The following is an 18,104-nucleotide window of genomic DNA, read 5'->3' on the forward strand; positions in this document are numbered from 1 at the left end:
TTCCCGCCCGTTTTGGGTTTCCCACACCCCTTGGGGTCCTCGGGGCGAACCTCACGGGGCACCCGGTGAGGGGAACGCCCCGCTCCAGGTCCGCAGGTCCCGTCGCCAGCGCTGCAGGTGCACGTCGCCCCGGCCGGAGAGCCGCATGCACAGGGCGTCCCGGCCGTCCGTGAGGAACCAGGCTCCGGCGGTGGCGGTGCCCTGCGGGGTGATGGTGACGAACGGATGCGCGGCGCCGGTGAGGTGGGCCTTGCGGGGCGGGTCCATGCCCGGAGGGAACGGCACGCCGGTGCGGGGAAGGCCCCACCTTACGCCGTGGGGCAGGAGCACCGGCGCCACGTCGCCGCCCGGGCCCCCCAGGGCCAGCCGCACGTCGCTTCCGCGGGCCCGGGCCAGGAGGAAGGCCTGGTCCAGCGCGCCCCGCAGCTCCGCCGCCAGAAGGGCCAGGGACGGCCCCCGGTGGTCCAGCGCGAGGCTTCCCCCGGCCGCCAGGATCGACAGGAGGCCTAGGACAAGCAGGGCCTCCAGGAGGGTGTGGCCCCGCTCCCTCACGGCACGTCCGCCGTGCGGATGTGGGGCCGGAGGCGGAGGAAGGCCTTCTCGCCGATGCCCTTGATGTTCATGATCTCCTCGGGCTTCTGGAAGGGGCCGTGGGTCTTCCGGTAGTCCAGGATCCGGGCCGCGGTCCGGGCCCCCACCCGGGGGAGCTGCATGAGCTCGGTGGCCGTGGCGGAGTTCAGGTCGACGGGTTCCGGGGGCGCCTTGGGCTTGCCGCCGAAGAGCGGCAGAAGGGAGAGGAGGCAGGAGAGGAGGACGGCTTTCATGGGCGCTCCTTGAGGACGTGCCGTGGGTGTTTCAATCGGCGTGCCGGACCGTATCCGAAGGGCCGGCGGGCCTTCCTGCTTCGCCCCCGTCCAGGTTGTCATCACCCGATGACAGGGGATCCCCGCAGTCCCTCCTACAGGTGCCCTGCCCTTTTGAGATAAGGCATTGTCTTTGGACAATGACATCGCAACTTTCACATGACACTCTTTGGGCACGCCGATAGCCTCTAGTTTGCACAAGCCATTCCAGGCGGACCGATGATCAAGAAGGTGAAGAAGCAGGACCTCAGACTGGGAATGTTCATCCACGACCTCAACTGCGGCTGGATGGAGCACTCCTTCCTGAGGAACAGCTTCATGCTCCGCAAGGAGGCCGATCTGGAGAAGATCGCCAAGAGCGGCATCACCGAGGTCTACATCGACACCCAGAAGGGCATCGACGTCCTGGAGGATGTGGAGGCGCCCAGCCAGGAAGCGGTGGAGCAGATCATCGAGGAGAAGATCCTCCACTCCCCCGTGGCCACCGCCCCGGGCGCCGAGGTCAGGACCACCCACCAGGAGGAGCTGGTCTTCGCCAAGCAGATCACCAAGGAGGCCAACAAGGTCATCCACTCCATCCTGGAGGACGTGCGCATGGGCAAGCGCATCCAGGTGGAGCGGGTGGAGCCGGTGATCAACCAGATCACCGATTCCATCCTGCGCAATCCCGGCACGCTGGTGAGCCTCTGCCGCATCCGCGAGGGCGACACCTACACGTTCCAGCACTCGGTGAGCGTGGCCACCCTGCTCATCTCCTTCTGCCGGGCCATGGAACTGCCGCCGGAGATCATCCACGAGGCCGGCGTGGGCGGAATGCTCCACGACATCGGCAAGATGCGGGTCCCCGACCACATCCTGAACAAGCCCGGCAAGCTCACCGACGCCGAGTTCACCATCATGAAGAACCATGTGAACCTGGGCCTGGAGGTGCTGCACAAGACCCCGGGCATCTCCGAGACGGTGTTCCAGATCGCCGGCGAGCACCACGAGAAGTTCTGCGGCACAGGCTACCCCCTGCGCAAGAAGGGCCTCGACATCTCGCTCCTCGGGCGCATGGCCGCCATCGTGGACGTGTACGACGCCATCACCTCCAACCGGGTCTACCACAAGGGCATGGAACCTCCCCTGGCCCTCAAGAAGATCTACGAGTGGAGCGACCCCGGCGCCACCACGGAGCCGCACATGGACGAGGAGCTGGTCCAGCACTTCATCCACGCACTCGGCATCTACCCCGTGGGCTCCCTGGTGCAGCTGGAGAGCCAGCGCCTGGCGGTGGTCCTGGAACAGAGCACGGAGGGCCTGCTCAGCCCGAAGCTCCGGGTGATGTACGACTGCGTGAAGCGCTCCAAGATCGACCCCTTCGATCTGGACATGGCCGCGCCGGAGAACGGCATGGACGCCATCGTCGGCAACGAGGATCCGGAGGACTGGAAGGTCAACCCCTACGATTACCTGGACATCCCCAAGGTCTAACGGTTCGAGGATTAGGCCCAAAGGTTGAGACTAGTCCGGCACCTCGAGTTGCCCGAGGCGGATCTGGGCTCCCTGGTGCCCCGCCGCGCCGGCCCGCTGGAACCAGGCCCTGGCGTCCCCGGAGGGAGCCAGCAGCTCGCCCAGCTCGGCCATGGCCTCCACGTGGCCGGCCTCCGCGGCCCTCTGGAGCCACCTCTTCGCGGCCTCCGGGTCCCGCGGCTTGCCGCCGGTGCCGCCGAGAAAGCTCATGCCCATCCTGAAGCAGGCCTGGCCCCGGTCCGGATCGGCGGTGGCGATGGCCTCGATGGTGGCGTCCCATCCCCGGGTGATCTCCCCGCTGGCGCGGGGACCGAACCGGCGGGTCCTCGCGAAGTGGCTGATCCGCAGCCCGACGGGCTCGGCGGCGCGGGCCTTCATGGTCCAGTACACAGCCATTTCCAGATCCTCCGGCAGGTCCTCGCCGAATTCGTAGGCCCGGGAGAGCCAGTCCATGGCGGGCCGGAACCCGTCGTTGGCGCTGCGGAGGTACCACCGCTGCGCGGCCCCGGGGTCGCGGGACGGGCCGATGCCCCAGCGCAACAGTTCGGCCAGGCGGAAGGAGGCCTCCGCGTGCCCCGCCTCCGCCGCGGAACGGTAGTGCCTCGCCGCCACCTCCCGCCCGGCCTGGCCCATGCCGCCCTCCTCGTAGAAGAGACCCAGCTCGAAATGCGCCTCCGGGTGGCCCAGGCGGGCCGCCTCTTCCAGGAAGGCCACCGCGGTTCCGCGGTGGGAGGCCACGAGACCCCAGCGGTACCACACCTCGTCCCGGGATCCGCGGAACCTCGCCAGCACCCGCCGGATGGCGAGCTCCAGCCGGTTCGCGGGGTCCTCCTCAGCCGCGCCGGGACGGTTCCAGAGGACCGCCCCCGCCCCGGCCGACGCCAGGGCGAGGCCCAGCAGGACGAGGACCGCCTGGGGCCCGGGCCCGCGCCCCGCCAGGGCCAGCAGCGCCGGGACGCACACGGCCGCCATCGCGAGGCCGATGAGCCAGCGTCCCAGGGGGTTGGGGTTCTCGTGATGCATGCCGCGTCCAGGGTCCGAGGAGGGTTCCCCTCGATGATAAGCCATGGAACCCGTGAACCTGGCCTGCGGGTTGCGGACGGGGAAAGGGCTTGGACCCCATTTAAATAATTTATCGTCAAAGGTGCCGGGATCTTGCGGGCTGACAGAAAAACATTATCTATTCATTCACATCTCATCGCCCGACGTTTCCACCTCCGGGCCTCATCAACGTCCCTCACGGAGACCCCCATGCCATCCCTTCGCCCCCTCCACCTGCTCCTCCTGGGCGCCGCCTTCGCCGTGACCGGGACCCTCCCCGCGGCCGAGGACCTGATCCGGGTGACCAACCACTCCACGGCCAAGTACTACCTCCTGCTCAATGACAACGACGGCAGCACGGGGAAGATCACCGTGTTCATCGACGGAAAGTCGACCGAGTTGAAGGCCTGGGACGAGATGGCGCTGCCTCCCCAGAAGGTCGCCAACATCTTTGTCGGCCGCGCCGCCGATGGGAAACTCAAGCAAGCCTTCCGTATCAGGGATGAAGGCTACAAGCAGATCGAAGTGAAGGCCACCGCCGGAAAGACAGGGGAAGCCATGAAGGTCGCCCTGCCCGCCGGCGCCAAGGTCATCCTCTCAGCAGGCGACAACCTCGTCATCGGCCAGCCCCGGCTCTGACCGCAAAGGTAGGTAGCAGCGGCCGATGAGTCCGGCGAACTCCATCGAGGGGCCTATCGCCGAGGATGGCCGAGGAATAAAAGAAGATCATTACTCGGCGAACCTCGGCTCCTCGGCGGCGATAAGTTTTTCGTTTCGAACAACCTTAGTGATGGGATAAGGACGGTCTACGACCACCCGTCCCAGGGCCCTTCTCAAGAGCAGGCCAAAGCGAGTGAGGGTCGGAGCCTTCAATCAATTCCGTGAAGAACCGAAAAAAAGGTTCTTCACGGATTTGAGGGGTGGCGTCGACCCACACTCACTTTAGCTTGGTGCTGACGAGGAGGCCGGGTCCGGTCGATAGGGGCCGTTCTGAGCCCGTCATCCAGGTAAGTTGAAACGAAAAGCTTATCGCCGAGGCGCCGAGGGGCCGAGGTTCGCCGAGAAAAGATCTTCTTTTTATTCCTCGGCGATCCTCGGCTCCTCGGCGCCTCGGCGATAGGCCCTTCGATCGAGATTGCCGGATTCATCGGGTAACAGGTCGGCAGCAGTGGACTTCAGGCATCTTGGAGTTGTCGAGAAACCAGGATGAGAGGAGGCCGCTGCTGCCTACCAAGGAGCTTATTGCCCGTTTGGGCGGATGGAAAGGGCATCGCGTCGGAACCGTGGAAAGGTTCGAACCGGGGGAGAAGGGTAGGAGCGCAGGCAGCCCCGCTGAGCGAGCTCAGCGAGATCGCGGGAAGCGGTGACCGGGCTGCATTGGGTGGGAACATCCGAGGCCATGAGGAGACTCTCGTGCGCCTGTGAGGAATCGCCCTGGGGAAAACACTTCAGGAATGATGGCCCTTTGGCTTGCTATGATTGGGGATCCGTTCAAGCTCCAGCCGTGGTCCCCATCAGGGCAAATTCTCAAACCATAAGGCAAAAGGTGCTCAATGAGTGATGTCGACCCGAAGCTTTTAGAGACGGCGAAGCACATGGCTTCCAAGGTTGGAGAGGCTCTTGGATTGGAGCATAAGAACTGGCTTGATTTGGGGACGGATGAGGGTCAGGCAAATCTAATAAGGTCTTGCCTTGGGCTAAAGAATAACGATGGCGGGTGGCTAATTATTGGCGTTGACAACGGCACCGGAAAACGATCTACCACCGCTCCTGCGAATGTCCGTGACACATATGATATGGACGTTATTGCCAAATTGCTTGTTGGATATACAAGCTACCCTATTGATATCACGCCTTGTTACCCTGAGATTGAGGGTGGCATTGTTGCGGCCTTCCATATTTCTCCAGGCCTGCAGACTCCCGTCATGTCAACCAAGGGTATTAGGGATACCAAACTTGTCAAAGATACTATTTATTGCCGATCTATACACAGTGGCCAAGTTGCCACCCATCAAGCTAACCACCAAGAGATTAAAAAGATTTTGGAGACATGCATGCGTAATCGGGAAGCCGGTATTGGCGAATTCGTGCGACGACACTGGGCAGACCTAACAAGTGAGGTTTCTCATTTGCAATCAAGTAAAGAGCAGGCGTTAAATTTGGCAATGGTTGAAGCTCGTGAAAATTTTGAATTAACATTACAAGAAATTAAATTGTTTGAAATTCCGAGACCTGGCTTCTTTTCGGTTGGTGTCACTTGGGATGCTGAACTCCCGGATCCTTTGCCGACAAAAAAGCTCTTTAATCATATGATGATGAGTCATCCCCACGCCAGTGGATGGCCGCCCTGGATGACCCCTGAACAATTTCAAGATCCAAGCCCATCGAGAATATTTAAATTATGGCAAGTGAAGGGAAGTTGGCTCGGCCTGATTGCCCTGTTGAATAGATTCCCTTCTGGAGAAGTGTTCGGGCATTTAGACTTTATGCAGTGGGACCCCAAAGGATTTTTGTTCTACCAGACGCCGTATTGGGATGACCTTCCAATGTGGATACAGGGGAATGGCATTCCATCCTGGGGAAAAGGGGCCAATCCTCCATGGATGCATCGGGCCCTGACTCGAGGAGTCCTCATGGAGCAGGTTGCCGAATCGATGTACACAGCACAAAGGCTTGTGGCGGCCATGTTTGAATATCAAAACGCCCCCTTGCCTCAGAGCTTGATTTTTAAATTTCATTTTTCGGACCTTTGCGGAAGACAGCTCTTAACGCGAAGCGATTTTGCTTTCCCCAATGCTTCAAAATCGAGTGTCACGGAAAGCAAAGAAATGTTCAGAAAAATCAACATCGATGCAGGGCACGATGTGATTAATGAAGCCACCTGGCATATATTGCGAAGTCTATTCGTGGAGTTTGACGGAGAGAATCTTCGTCAAACTGATGTTGACCGCATCGTAAATAAAGAAATTTGGAAGATAAGCCAGTAGCCTTTCGTTGCATTACTGGCTGGGCCGCGCCGCTTGTCGTGACGGGATGGGAATGGTGCGCACCGTTATTCCCTTGGGTGATCATGTTCCCGGAAGCATGGATGTTGCCTTGGGCGTCCAGGTCCCCCTGGAGAACCGATTCTCCCGTGAGAGTGAAGGTCGTGCAGCTCCCTTTGACGCCTTTGGGAGCGGCGATGACGAGTTCCTTGGCGGTGGAATCGTACGAGATCCGCGTACCATCCTCAAAGGTCAGGAACCGGACTTGGGGATCCGTGATGGGAGTTTGATCCTTGGAGGACTGCAGGCAGCCCTGGACGATGGCGTCGTCCAGGTCCAGCCCTGGAATCAATGCCACCTGACTTCTCACCCGGGGCAGCTCCATGTCCCACGCCTCGTGGGCCAGGCGCTGGATAGCGAAGCACTCCACGGCGGCTAGCTTGCCATTTGGCTGGCGCTCCTTGCATGCCATGACAAGGTTGCCAATAACTGTAGGCCTACCTCCGAGGCATCTGTTGGTCAAGCTATATGGATTCAGAATTTAGATTCGAATCCGCCAAACACCAGAAGGACGCCCCCGCGGGGGCGTCCTTCTTTCAGGTGAAGCCCGATCAGCCGTTCTTCTTGACGAACTCATCCATGAACTGGACGAGGGTCTGGACGTTCTCGACGGTCACGGCGTTGTAGGTGGAGGCGCGGATGCCGCCCACGTCGCGGTAGCCCTTGAGGCCGACCATGTTGTTCTTCTTGGCTTCCTTGACGAAAGCGTCGGTGAGCTCCTCGGTGGGGAGGAAGAAGTCGACGTTCATCAGGGACCGGTCGGCCTTCTCGGTCACGAAGGGCTTGAAGAAGCCGGCGTGCCTGTCGATGCAGCCGTAGAGGAGCTCGCCCTTCTTGCGGTTGTTGGCCTCGATGGCCTTGAGGCCGCCGATGGACTTGTTGTAGGCCAGCACGTTGCGCAGGATGTAGATGCCGAAGGTGGGCGGGGTGTTGTAGAGGCTGTTCTTCTCGGCGTGGAGCTTGTAGCGCAGGTAGCTGGGCAGGTCCTGGGCCTCGGCCTTGGCCAGGAACTCGTCGGAGACGATGTGGAGGGTGACGCCGGAGGGTCCGAGGTTCTTCTGGGCGCCGGCGTAGATCATGCCGAACTTCGACACGTCGAACGGGCGCCACATGATGTCGGAGGACATGTCGCAGACGTAGGGGATCCCGCCGGTCTCGGGGAACTCCTGCCACTGGGTGCCCTCGACGGTGTTGTTCGAGGTGAAGTGCACGAAGAGGGAGTCGGGGTGGATGGTGAGCTCGGACTTCTTCGGGAGGCGGGCGTAGTTCTCGGCCTTGGTGGAGCCGGCGAGGCGCACGCGCTCTTCGCCGCCGACGAGCTTGGCCTCCTTGTAGGCCTTCTCGGCCCAGTTGCCGGTGTTGATGTAGTCGGCCTTGTGGTTCCCGCGCAGGTAGTTGAGGGGGATCATGCCGAAGGAGAGGTGGGCGCCGCCCTGGAGCAGGATGACCTTGTAGTTGGCGGGGATGCCCATGAGCTCGCGGGTCAGCGCCAGGGCCTCCTCGTGGACGGCGTCGTACTCCTTGGAGCGGTGGCTGACCTCCATGACGGACATGCCGGTGCCGGCGAAGTCCAGGAGCTCCTCCTTGGCCCTTTCCAGGGCGGGCAGGGGCAGGCCGGCGGGACCGGCGTAGAAGTTGATGGTGCGGTTGGTCATGGGAATCTCCTAGATCTTGAACGTGGAAAGGGTCTCGACGACGATGTCCCCGATGCGGCCGAGGTTCTCCTTGCTGCTGCCGCCGATGTGCGGGGCCATGAACACGTTCTTGGCCGTGAGCAGGGGGCAGTCCGCGGGCGGGGGATCGCTGGGCCACACGTCGGTGCCGTAGGCGCGCACCTTGCCGGACTCGAGGGCCGCGGCCAGGTCCTTCTCCACCACGACCTTGCCCCGGCCGGTGTTGATGATGATCACGCCGTCCTTCATCTTGGCGATGGTCTCGGCGTTGAACATGCCCCGGGTCTGGTCGGTGAGCGGCGTGTGGAAGCTGAGGAAGTCGGACTGGGCGAGCACCTCGTCCAGGGTCTTCAGCTCGGCGAAGGCGTGGGTGGAGAGGAAGGGATCGTAGGCGATGACCTTCATGCCGAAGCCCGCCGCGCGCTTGGCGACTTCGGTGGCGATGGCGCCGGCGCCGATGAGGCCCAGGGTCTTCTTGAAGAGTTCGGTGCGCTTCAGTTCGTTCTTGGGGAACTTGCCTTCCTTCATGGCCATGTGGGCCTCGATGAGGCGGGCCGGGATGGCGACCATGAAGGCCATGGCCATTTCCGCCACGGACACGCTGGAGGCGGCCGCGGTGTTCATGACCTTGATTCCCTTGGCCTTGCAGGCCTCCTTGTCCACGTTGTCCAGGCCCACGCCGCCCCGGATGACGAGCTTGAGGTTGGGGGCCTTCCCGATGAGCTCGGGGTTGACGGTGGTCTTGGAACGGATGAGGAGGACATGGGCGCCGCCCAGGTCCGCCATGTCGCTGGAAACTTCGCCGAGGGCTTCAAGGCGCTTGGGCAGCGTCGCGTCGAACGCGTCCGCGATGAGGATCTTCATGCTGTACCTCCATGGGGGAATGGGCATAAAAAGGGGGCCGCCCGTGGCGGCCCCCGTCATTTCGCTAGTCTTCGTAGAGGCGCACCAGCAGCCCGGACCGAAGCTTGGGCTCGAACCAGGTGGACTTGGGCGGCATGATCTGGCCGGCGTCGGCCACGTCCATCAGCTGCTCCAGGGACGTGGGGAACATGGAGAAGGCCACGGCGTAGCCGTTGGCCACGCGGCGCTCGAGCTCGTCCATGCCGCGGATGCCGCCGACGAAGTCGATGCGCGTGTCGGTGCGGGGATCCTGGATGCCCAGCACGGGGGCCAGGAGGTTCTCCTGCAGGATGCTCACGTCCAGGCTCCGGACGGGATCGTCCGCGGGGAAGGAGCCGGGCCTGGCGGTCAGGGAATACCACTTCCCGCCCAGGTACATCCCGAAGGAGGTGGGGGCCTTGGGGCTGCGGTCCGCCGCGGGCGCCACGGCGAACTTCTCGCCGACCTTGGCCAGGAAGGCCTCGGGGGTCAGGCCGTTGAGGTCCTTGACCACGCGGTTGTAGTCCATGATCTTGAGCTGGTCGTGGGGGAAGACGACGGCCATGAAGCTCTCGAAGTTCTCGTCGCCGGAGGGGTCCTGGGCGGCGGCGCGGCGGGCCTGGCCGTAGCGGATGGCGGCGGCGGTGCGGTGGTGGCCGTCGGCGATGTAGAGGGCGGGGATGGCGTCGAAGAGGTGGTTGAGGGTGTAGATGTGGGTCTCGTGGTCGATGAGCCACACCGTGTGCCCGATGCCGTCGGGGGTCGTGATGTCGTAGAGGGGCGCGGTGGCGCGGATCTTGTCGACGAGGGAGTCGATGTAGGGCACGGCGCGGTAGGCCAGGAACACGGGCTCGGAGTTGGCCTCCTGCTCGGTGACGTGGCGGGTGCGGTCGTCCTCCTTGTCCTTGCGGGTGTACTCGTGGCGCTTGATCTGGCCGTCCTCGTACTCCTTCACCGAGCACAGGCCCACGAGCCCGGCCTGGACGTGGTCGCCCATGCGCTGCTGGTAGACGTACAGGCAGGGCCGGTCCTCGTGCAGGAGCACGCCCTCGCTGATGAGGTGCTTGAGGGCCTTGACGCCCTGCGCGTACACCTCATCGGCGTGGATGTCGGTGGACGCGGGGAGGTCGATCTCCGGGCGCCCCACGTGGAGGAAGGAGTGGGGATTGCCGGCGGCCAGGGCCCGCGCCTCGTCGGTGTTCACGACGTCGTACGGAACGGCGGCCACCTGGCCGGCGAGTTCGGGCTTGGGACGGTAGGCCTTGAAGGGCTTCAGCTGGGACATACGATCCTTCCTGGTTGATGGGTTATCTAGGGCTTAAAAAGATGATGAGGTATTTTGGCAAAAGAGAGGGGGATAAGAAAGAAATTTCCTGGTGAGTGAAAATTTTTTGCTATCCGTCCTAGAGCTTCCGGTGGACCACTTCGCCGAACAGGTCATGGAGGTGGGCCGCGTCGTTGAGCCGCACCACCTGGAGATGATCCACATCGTTTCCTTCAAGCAGGTTAAGACAGGTCGGCGCCTGGCGGAAGGACCAGACCCGGCTGAGATCCAGTCCCAGGATGCGGGCCAGCAGCGCGCGGTTCACGCCGTCGTGGGTGACCAGCACCGCCAGCTCCTCCGGACCCAGGCCCCGGCAGGCCTCGCACAGGGCGGGCCAGGCCCGGGCCTCCACGTCCCGGAAGCCCTCCCCGCCGGGAGGACTCACCAGGTGGGGGGTCTCCCGCCAGGCCCGGCGCAGGTCGGGGTGGGCCTCCTGGATCTCGGAGGTCAGGCGGCCCTCCCACGCCCCGTGGGACAATTCGACCAGACGGGCGTCCAGGGTCAGCGGACGGTCGCCCAGGGCCAGCTCCGCCGTCTGCCGCGCCCGCAGCAGGGGCGAGGCCACGGCGCGGGCGATGTCCAGGCCCCCCAGGCGCCGGCCCAGGGCCAGGGCCTGCTCCCTTCCCCGCTCGGACAGGGGGATGTCGAAGGTCTGGCCCTGGTGGCGGCCCTCGACGTTCCACTGGGTTTCGCCATGGCGGGCGAGGATGATGCGCATGGTCAGGCGTTCCAGGAGTCGTCGTAGAACGGGTTGCGGGGCAGTTCCTTCTTGGTCTTCATGTCCCGGAAGAGGGCCAGGTTGATGAGCACCTCCGTCAGGGGCAGGTCGATGGTCTGCTCCACCCGGCAGGTGTAGACGAACTCCACCTGGGCGCCCTCCCAGCTCAGGAGCTGGTACGCGGCCACCAGGCCCTCGTCCTTGCCCAGGGCGGCGTGGATCAGCTCGCCCTCCCGCACGTAGAGGTAGCCCGTGGCGTCGGGGCCGCGCACGGTGAAGGTGGCGGTGCGGCGCTCCCAGTTCATGAGCTGCAGGAGGCTGCCGATGCCCACGCCCCGCACCAGGCCGGGGGCGGTGAGGCTCGCCGCGGTGCGGATGGCCTCCATGAGCACGGAGAGCTTGGGGGGCTTGGGGATGACCTGCAGGGCCCCCAGGTCCAGGGCCTGGTTCTGCAGGGAGGGGTCGGCCACGGAGGTGATGACGATGATGGGCAGGCTCGGGTACCGCTGGGCCAGCACGGCGATGAGGCCGTAGCCGTCCAGCACGGGCATGTTGAGGTCGGTGACCACCACGTCCACGGCCTTCTCCTGGAGCAGTTCCAGGGCCTCCCGGCCGTTGGTGGCCGAGAGGAGGGTGAACTCCTGCAGGCCCTTGAGCCCGGCCAGGTAGAACCGGAGGGTGGACTGCTCGTCCTCCACCAGAAGGGCGGTCTTGGCGGGGCGGGATGGGCTGGGCGGGGAGATCATCGGTTGCCAGTTTAGTGGGTTTCGGTCTCCCGGCCCTTGGGGATTTTATGTTTGGGACGGGGCTCGCCGGCGATGACGGCCCGGGCCTCGGCGGCGTCGGCGGGGTGGGAGGCCATCCAGGCCTCGGCCCAGGCCGGCACGGCCCCGTCCTCGTAGTCCCGCTCCTTGCGCAGGTCGCTCACCAGGGTCTGGACCATGGCGTCGTGGCGGTCGCCGGGCTTGGGGGGGATGTGGCCCTCGAAGATGGGCAGGGCGAAGTAGTCCCTCAGGGTCTTCTCCACGGGCTTGCCCCAGACGGCGTAGGTCCGGTCCTCGGGGCCGCCCACGGGCTTGACGTTGATGTTCTCGCCGTAGAGGTAGTAGAAGACCGCCTCCCCGTCGCTCCAGTTGCGCAGCACCTTCAGGGCCCCGCCCACCAGCAGGTCCTGGAGCTCCAGGTCCCGGGGCTTGTCGGTGCGGAAGTCCCAGGGCCCCACGTGGGCGTGGGCGACGCTGGGGTAGCCCACCTCGGTGACCATCACGGGCTTCCCGAACCGCGCGTGGAGGGTGCGGGCCTTGTTCACGATCCACCACCAGGCGTCCCGGATGGCCTCGGGCCTGGGGTACTCCTCGAACTTGTCGATGGGGTCGTAGGTGTTCATCCCGATGACGTCCAGGCAGTCCCCGAAGGTGAAGCTGTCGTGGCTGTCGAAATTGACGCTGTAGGTGATCTTGCCCTTGTAGACCTTGCGCACCTCGGCGACGAGGGCCCGCCAGCGGTCCGGGAAGGGGTGGGTGCTGGCCATCTCGGTGCCCACGCTGTACCACTCCACGCCCTCCTCCTGGGCCAGCGCGGCCAGGTGCACGTTGAAGGCGGTGTAGTCCGCCCACCACCGGTCCCAGTGGGCGGGGCGGATGTTGCCCCGCCACCACTTGGCGTTCTCCGCCTCGTCCCGCAGGTTGATGGTGGGGAAGAACATCACCCGCAGCTGCAGGTCCCGGGCCTGGCGGAAGGTGCGGCGGAGCGCGCGCTCCGTGGGGCTGCTGGTGGGGTGGCGCACGATCTCGTCGGAGGTCCCGGTCTCCATGCGGTAGATGGCCTGGAGGCTCACGCAGGTGGCGCCGGTGCCCGCGATGCGCTCCAGCTCCTCCCGGTAGTCGTAGTCGGGCAGGCCCGCGTACATCCCCAGCACCATGCCCCGGGGCTGGGGCACCAGGCGGTGGGCGGACTTGTACCGGATGACGGCGACGGTCGCCGGGATCGCGGCGAGGGCCAGGGCGGCCAGGATCTTCTTGAACATGCAAACTCCAACCCATTCAGCTTAAGTCGCGGACGGGAGAATTTCCCGGTTAAACTGGGCCATCGCCTGAGGCCGCCCCATGCCGAAGATCCTGCTCGTGGAAGACAACGAGATGAACCGGGACTCCCTTTCCCGGCTCCTGGCGCGCCGGGGCTACGAGATCATCTTCGCCGAGGACGGCGAGGAGGCCGTGGCCGTGACCCGGGCCGCCCAGCCCGACCTGGTCCTCATGGACATCAGCCTGCCCAGGCTGGACGGCTACGAGGCCACGCGGCTCCTGCGCACCTTCGAAGCCACGCGGGACATTCCCATCATCGCCCTCACCGCCCACGCCATGACCAGCGACCGGGAAAAGGCCATGGCCGCGGGCTGCACCGATTTCGAGAGCAAGCCCGTGGAGTTCACGCGCCTGCTGGGGAAGATCCAGGCCTACCTGTCCTGACGCTGCACCAGCACCTGGAGGATCCTGCGGCCCTCCATCTTCTGCACCGTGAGCCGGGCGCCCTCCACCTCGACGACCTCCTGGGACACGGGGATGCGGCCCAGGCGCGCCATGATGAGGCCGCCCAGGGTGTCGAAGCCGTCCCGCTCGTAGACGAGCCCGGTGCGCTCCTCCAGGTCGTCCACGTGCACCTGGCCCGACACCAGGAACTCGCCCGGGGCCACCTCGACGATCTCGGCCTGGAACTCGTGCTCGTCGTGGATCTCCCCGAAGACCTCCTCCAGGAGGTCCTCCAGGCTCACGATGCCCGAGACGCTCCCGAACTCGTCCACCACCACCGCCAGCTGCTGGCGGTTGCGCTGCATCTCCCGCAGGAGCTGCAGGATGTTCTTGCTCTCGGGGACGAAGCAGGGGGGCTTGGCCAGGCCCGGCAGGTCCACCGTGGTGTCCCGGCCCACCTGCATGAGGTCCTTGAGGATCAGCACGCCCACGATGGTGTCGATGGTGCCGTCGTAGAGCGGCATGCGGGAGTGGCGGCTGCCGCGGAAGGCCGCCCAGGCCTCCTTGAAGGTGGCCGTGAGCGGGATGCCCTGGATGAGGGTGCGGGGCGTCATCACCTCGCGCACCACGGTGTCGCGGAATTCCACCACGTTGCGGATGAGCTCCCGGTCCTCCTCCTCCAGGATGCCCTCGGCCTCGCCCTCCTCCAGCAGGGCGTTGACGGCCTCCTCGGGCACGTCCTCGTCCTCGTCGATGCGGGAGCGGTCGTGGTCGGCGCGCTGGCGCTGCACCACCCGGGCCAGGGGCGCCACCAGGGGCGCCAGGATCCGGTGGGCGGGGGCGTACCAGGGGAAGAGCCGCTCCATCCAGATCCCGGGGTCGCTGGCCACCACCAGGGTGGGCAGCGCCAGGTCCATGGCCCAGAGGTAGACGAGGATCAGCGCGGCCAGCGTGTAGGCCCCCCCCGGCAGCAGCTGGCGCAGGGGCCAGATCAGGCTCAGGAGGACCACCAGGAGGGCCTGGTTGAGCAGGGAGATGCCCAGGCCCAGCACGTGGGGGTCCACCAGGAGCCGCGCCAGGAGCCGGTTGCGGAGGGTCTCGCCCTCCAGCATGCGGCGGCGCTGGATGGAAGGCAGCGCGTGGAAGGCCTCCAGGAGCCCGGCCATGACGGCCCGGTACAGGAGAACGAGGGCGATGAAGGCGACGAGCCAGGGGCCTGGGGCGATACTCGGGGGTTCAGTCACGACGCAATTCTAGCAGGCGTTTCTCCTCCGGCGTGAGCTTCCCGCGGAGCCGGGCCTTCTCGCGGATGGCCTCCATGGGGTCGCGGCTGAGCCCGTCGGGCGTGGGGGGCAGGCCCTTGCGCGCCCGCGCGGCGTTGAGGAAGGCGTAGGGCTCCGTGGCCAGCTCGGGGCTCCGGCGGAAGTGGTGGTAGGAGATCCAGCCCCCCGCCACGAACCAGATGCCCAGGGCCACGAGGCCCGCCCGCTGGAGCCGCCAGGTGCGCGCGGGGTCCTTGCGCACGTTCTGCCAGGCCACGCCCGCCGCCAGGTTCAGGCCGATGATGGCGGCCGTCAGGGCGAGGGTCCCGGTCCAGCCCAGCTGGTACCAGCCCCATCCCGTGCGCAGGCGGATGGGATCGGCCAGAAGGAGCCCAAAGATGATGTTCAGATGTAGAAGATAGAGCAGCAGGGACTCGCGGGAGGCCGCCATGACCACGTTGGCGCCGGGCCACCGGCCCCGCACGGCCTCGAACCACCCCAGGAAGCCCCCCGCCAGGCAGATCACCCCCATGCGCTGGGCGACGCTGGGCAGGGTCGTGTTGTGGAGCCGCCCGATCTCCCAGTCGGACCAGGGCCCGTTCCACAGCCAGGTCTTCGCCTGCCAGGTGCCCCAGGCCAGGAGGACCACGCCCGCCGCCGCCAGCACCGTCAGCCAGCGCCCCTCGGTCCAGCGCGCCCGGCCTTCCACGGGCAGCACCCGGAAGTGCCGGTACAGCGCCCCCAGCACCGACCCGAAGGCCGCGAAGGCGAACCACGGGAACAGCGGGAACAGCGCCGTGACCCCCCGGTCCGTGTTGCCGTTGACGAACCCCCGGATGGGCATCCAGAGCCCGTCGGCCACCCCGACGCGCCAGAGGTGGGGCGAGGCCAGCGTGACCCCCAGCGCCAGCGCCAGGGCCACCCCCGCGTAGACCATGGGCCTGCGGATGAGCCGCGCCAGCCCCTGGAGGATCAGGAGGGAGTACACGATGCATTGCAGCACGTCGATCTTGAAGAGCTCACGGTATTTCTGCGGCGTGGCCAGGACCGTCCACTCCGCCAGGGTCAGGCCGGGGGCGTGGAGGAGGTAGGCGCACAGCAGGATGAAGCCCAGGCGCCTGGCGGTGGGACCGAAGGGCCGGATCGTCCCGTCGGGACGGAAGGTGGACAGGGCCAGGCTGTAGCCCGCGGCCAGGATGAAGCTGGGCGCCACCAGCCCGTTGAGGTAGTTGAGGCCGTCGGGGATCAGCCCCTTGTGGAGCCAGACGTTCACGCAGTGGACCTCGATCATGACGATCACGGCCCACCCCCGGATGAGGTCGAGCCAGTCGCAGCGCCTGGATGGGGTCGGATCGGAGAGGGCCTGTAGGGACATGCCTAAAGGGTGCCTTACTTGGCCCCCCGGTGCTACCAGGGGATGGGCTTGCGGTTCCTGAAAAAGCCCCCGTTCGGGCCGTCGGGAGGCAGGGTGGCGAGCCAGATCGGCGTGCCGGCCCCCTTCTCCGGCGTGAGCGTCGCACCGGGGCCGCCCATGCGCGTGGCCACCCAGCCCGGGCAGCAGGCGTTGATCTTCACGTCGCCGGTGAGGTCATGGCTGATCGAGAAGGTGAGGGCGTCCAGCGCGGCCTTGGAGACGGCGTAGGCGAAGGGGCCCGTCAGGCCCTCTCCGAACGAACCCCAGCCCGAGCTCAGGTTCACGATGCGCCCGTAGCCCCGGGCCACCATCCCCGGCAGCAGCCCCCGGATGAGCGCCAGCGGCCCGAAGACGTGCACCTCGAAGGCCTGCCGCACCACCTCCGGCGCCACCTGCAGCGCCGTACCCTCCGGGCACACGCCGGCGTTGTTCACCAGCACGTCCACCGGACCCAGGGCCGCCAGGGCCCAGGCCACCGAGGCCCCGTCGGCCAGGTCCAGGGGCAGGAAGGTGGAGCCGGGGATTCCTGCGGCGGCGGCCTCGCCCTCGGCCGCGTCCCGGCAGCCCAGCACGACCTCCAGGCCGAGGGCCGCCAGGCCCCGGGCCGTGGCGAGGCCGATGCCGCGGTTGGCCCCCGTGACCAGGGCCCGCATCAGCGCACCTTCCCCTGCCTCACCACCAGCACGTCGCAGGGCGCGTGCTTGACGACCCTCGCCGCGGTCGAACCGAACAGGAGCCGCTCGATGCCCGAATGCCCCACCTGGGCCACCACCAGCAGCGAGTCCGCGTCGGCCAGGGCCACCAGCTCCTCGGCGGGGCTGCCCCACTTCACCTCCAGGGCCGTGCCCGGGAGATCGGCCACCCACTGCCCGAGGTGGTCCTTGGCATGGGCCTCCATGGACTGCAGCCAGGCCGGGTCCGGCAGGGCGATCTGGGCCTCGGGCAGCATGGGCGCGGGCGGTTGCAGCACGTGCACCGCCACCAGGGGCGCCCCGAAGGTCCGGGCCCACGCGGAGGCCTTGCCCAGGGCGGCCCGGGAGGCATCCGAGAAATCCACTCCGACGATCACCCGATTGATCATGGGGCATCTCCTGGGAACACCTCCAACATAGTCCCGCTGTCAAGCCCGGGCCAGGGAAGTCGGGGGCCGGCCCTTGAATTAGATGTTTAAACATGTATACTGGTTCCCGGAGGTGGTCCCATGATCATCCTGAGACCCGCGAACGAACGCGGACATTTCAATTTCGGCTGGCTCGACACGCACCACAGCTTCTCCTTCGGCAACTACCAGGACCCCGCCCACGAGCAGTTCCGGGCCCTGCGGGTCCTGAACGAGGACCGGGTGGAGCCCGGCCAGGGCTTCGGCGCCCACGGGCACCGGGACATGGAGATCCTCACTTGGGTGCTCTCGGGCTCCCTGGCCCACGAGGACAGCACCGGCGGACGCCACGCGCTGCCGCCCGGCACCGCCCAGCGCATGACCGCCGGCCGAGGCATCCGCCACAGCGAATTCAACGGGTCGGACACCGAGCCGGTGCACTTCCTCCAGATCTGGGTGCTGCCGGAAAGGGCCGGCCTGGCCCCCGGCTACGAGGAGAAGGCCTTCCCCGCGGAGACGCGGCTCAACCGCTTCGCGCTCCTGGCGAGCCGGGGCGGCCGGGAGGGGTCCCTGCACTGGAACCAGGATGTCGACCTGTGGACGGCCGTGCTGGAGCCGGGCGCGAGCCTGGAACTCGCCCTGCGGCCCGGCAGGGCCGCCTGGGTGCAGGTGGCGGGCGGAAGCCTCGACCTGGACGGCGTGGCCATGGCCGCCGGGGACGGGGCCGGGGTCACCGAGGCACCCGGCCTGCGCCTCACGGGGAAGGAGCGGGCCGAGGTGCTGGTGTTCGACCTGGCTTGAAGC

The 18,104-nt window shown here is 66.0% G+C and carries 18 protein-coding genes; 5 read left to right on the forward strand and 13 right to left on the reverse strand.

Features of this window, described 5'->3' with window-relative positions; translation table 11 throughout:
- Positions 1–51: 51 nt before the first annotated feature.
- Together ACZ5MC_RS16495 and ACZ5MC_RS16500 are read right to left on the reverse strand one after the other, a co-directional pair.
- Positions 52–552 carry a prepilin-type N-terminal cleavage/methylation domain-containing protein gene (locus ACZ5MC_RS16495; RefSeq protein ID WP_306601568.1) on the reverse strand — a complete coding sequence of 167 codons (501 nt, stop codon included), beginning with the start codon at positions 550–552 and terminating at the stop codon, positions 52–54.
- On the reverse strand, positions 549–824 hold the full coding sequence (locus tag ACZ5MC_RS16500) for a ComEA family DNA-binding protein (protein ID WP_306601569.1): 276 nt from the start codon (positions 822–824) through the stop codon (positions 549–551). Before ACZ5MC_RS16500 ends, ACZ5MC_RS16495 begins: the two co-directional genes overlap by 4 nt.
- 258 nt (positions 825–1,082) lie before the next feature.
- Here ACZ5MC_RS16500 and ACZ5MC_RS16505 point away from each other — a divergent pair, with 258 nt between their 5' ends.
- Complete coding sequence (locus tag ACZ5MC_RS16505) at positions 1,083–2,336, forward strand: HD-GYP domain-containing protein (RefSeq protein WP_306601570.1); 1,254 nt, start codon at positions 1,083–1,085, stop codon at positions 2,334–2,336.
- 30 nt (positions 2,337–2,366) lie between these two features.
- On the opposite strand, the gene ACZ5MC_RS16510 is transcribed toward ACZ5MC_RS16505, so the two are convergent.
- On the reverse strand, positions 2,367–3,398 hold the full coding sequence (locus ACZ5MC_RS16510; RefSeq protein ID WP_464516298.1) for a tetratricopeptide repeat protein: 1,032 nt from the start codon (positions 3,396–3,398) through the stop codon (positions 2,367–2,369).
- 228 nt (positions 3,399–3,626) lie between these two features.
- On the opposite strand from ACZ5MC_RS16510, the gene ACZ5MC_RS16515 reads away from it, so the two are divergent.
- Together ACZ5MC_RS16515 and ACZ5MC_RS16520 are read left to right on the forward strand one after the other, a co-directional pair.
- Positions 3,627–4,055: a hypothetical protein gene (locus ACZ5MC_RS16515; protein ID WP_464516299.1), complete on the forward strand. Its 429-nt coding sequence runs from the start codon at positions 3,627–3,629 to the stop codon at positions 4,053–4,055.
- Between the two features lie 914 nt (positions 4,056–4,969).
- Positions 4,970–6,403, forward strand: a complete 1,434-nt coding sequence (locus ACZ5MC_RS16520; protein WP_464516300.1) for an AlbA family DNA-binding domain-containing protein — start codon at positions 4,970–4,972, stop codon at positions 6,401–6,403.
- A gap of 608 nt (positions 6,404–7,011) precedes the next feature.
- Here ACZ5MC_RS16520 and serC read toward each other — a convergent pair.
- The 6 genes from serC to ACZ5MC_RS16550 form a co-directional block, all read right to left on the reverse strand.
- The gene (gene serC, locus ACZ5MC_RS16525) at positions 7,012–8,115 is read right to left on the reverse strand and encodes a 3-phosphoserine/phosphohydroxythreonine transaminase (RefSeq protein ID WP_306601574.1); all 1,104 of its coding nucleotides are present in this window, start codon (positions 8,113–8,115) and stop codon (positions 7,012–7,014) included.
- Between the two features lie 9 nt (positions 8,116–8,124).
- On the reverse strand, positions 8,125–8,997 hold the full coding sequence (locus ACZ5MC_RS16530; RefSeq protein WP_306601575.1) for an NAD(P)-dependent oxidoreductase: 873 nt from the start codon (positions 8,995–8,997) through the stop codon (positions 8,125–8,127).
- 64 nt (positions 8,998–9,061) lie between these two features.
- The gene (locus ACZ5MC_RS16535; protein WP_306601576.1) at positions 9,062–10,300 is read right to left on the reverse strand and encodes a DUF1015 domain-containing protein; all 1,239 of its coding nucleotides are present in this window, start codon (positions 10,298–10,300) and stop codon (positions 9,062–9,064) included.
- A 118-nt stretch (positions 10,301–10,418) separates the two neighbouring features.
- Positions 10,419–11,057 carry a histidine phosphatase family protein gene (locus ACZ5MC_RS16540; RefSeq protein WP_306601577.1) on the reverse strand — a complete coding sequence of 213 codons (639 nt, stop codon included), beginning with the start codon at positions 11,055–11,057 and terminating at the stop codon, positions 10,419–10,421.
- Between the two features lie 2 nt (positions 11,058–11,059).
- Positions 11,060–11,803 carry a response regulator gene (locus ACZ5MC_RS16545; protein WP_306601578.1) on the reverse strand — a complete coding sequence of 248 codons (744 nt, stop codon included), beginning with the start codon at positions 11,801–11,803 and terminating at the stop codon, positions 11,060–11,062.
- 11 nt (positions 11,804–11,814) lie between these two features.
- A complete protein-coding gene (locus tag ACZ5MC_RS16550) occupies positions 11,815–13,083 on the reverse strand; it encodes a glycoside hydrolase family 113 (RefSeq protein ID WP_306601579.1) in 1,269 nt (422 codons plus the stop codon).
- Between the two features lie 79 nt (positions 13,084–13,162).
- Here ACZ5MC_RS16550 and ACZ5MC_RS16555 point away from each other — a divergent pair, with 79 nt between their 5' ends.
- A complete protein-coding gene (locus ACZ5MC_RS16555) occupies positions 13,163–13,525 on the forward strand; it encodes a response regulator (RefSeq protein WP_306601580.1) in 363 nt (120 codons plus the stop codon).
- On the opposite strand, the gene ACZ5MC_RS16560 is transcribed toward ACZ5MC_RS16555, so the two are convergent.
- The 4 genes from ACZ5MC_RS16560 to ACZ5MC_RS16575 are packed head-to-tail and all read right to left on the reverse strand — an operon-like array spanning position 13,513 to position 17,282.
- Entirely contained in the window at positions 13,513–14,769 is a 1,257-nt protein-coding gene (locus tag ACZ5MC_RS16560; RefSeq protein WP_306601581.1) for a hemolysin family protein, read from the reverse strand. The genes ACZ5MC_RS16555 and ACZ5MC_RS16560 overlap by 13 nt on opposite strands.
- A complete protein-coding gene (locus ACZ5MC_RS16565; protein WP_306601582.1) occupies positions 14,762–16,162 on the reverse strand; it encodes a heparan-alpha-glucosaminide N-acetyltransferase domain-containing protein in 1,401 nt (466 codons plus the stop codon). Before ACZ5MC_RS16565 ends, ACZ5MC_RS16560 begins: the two co-directional genes overlap by 8 nt.
- A gap of 32 nt (positions 16,163–16,194) precedes the next feature.
- On the reverse strand, positions 16,195–16,854 hold the full coding sequence (locus ACZ5MC_RS16570) for an SDR family NAD(P)-dependent oxidoreductase (protein WP_306601583.1): 660 nt from the start codon (positions 16,852–16,854) through the stop codon (positions 16,195–16,197).
- A complete protein-coding gene (locus tag ACZ5MC_RS16575; protein ID WP_306601584.1) occupies positions 16,854–17,282 on the reverse strand; it encodes a universal stress protein in 429 nt (142 codons plus the stop codon). Before ACZ5MC_RS16575 ends, ACZ5MC_RS16570 begins: the two co-directional genes overlap by 1 nt.
- Positions 17,283–17,402: 120 nt before the next feature.
- Between ACZ5MC_RS16575 and ACZ5MC_RS16580 the strand changes: the two genes are divergently transcribed.
- Entirely contained in the window at positions 17,403–18,101 is a 699-nt protein-coding gene (locus ACZ5MC_RS16580; protein ID WP_306601585.1) for a pirin family protein, read from the forward strand.
- Positions 18,102–18,104: the final 3 nt, after the last annotated feature.

Source organism: Mesoterricola sp. JemC181, assembly GCF_055384585.1.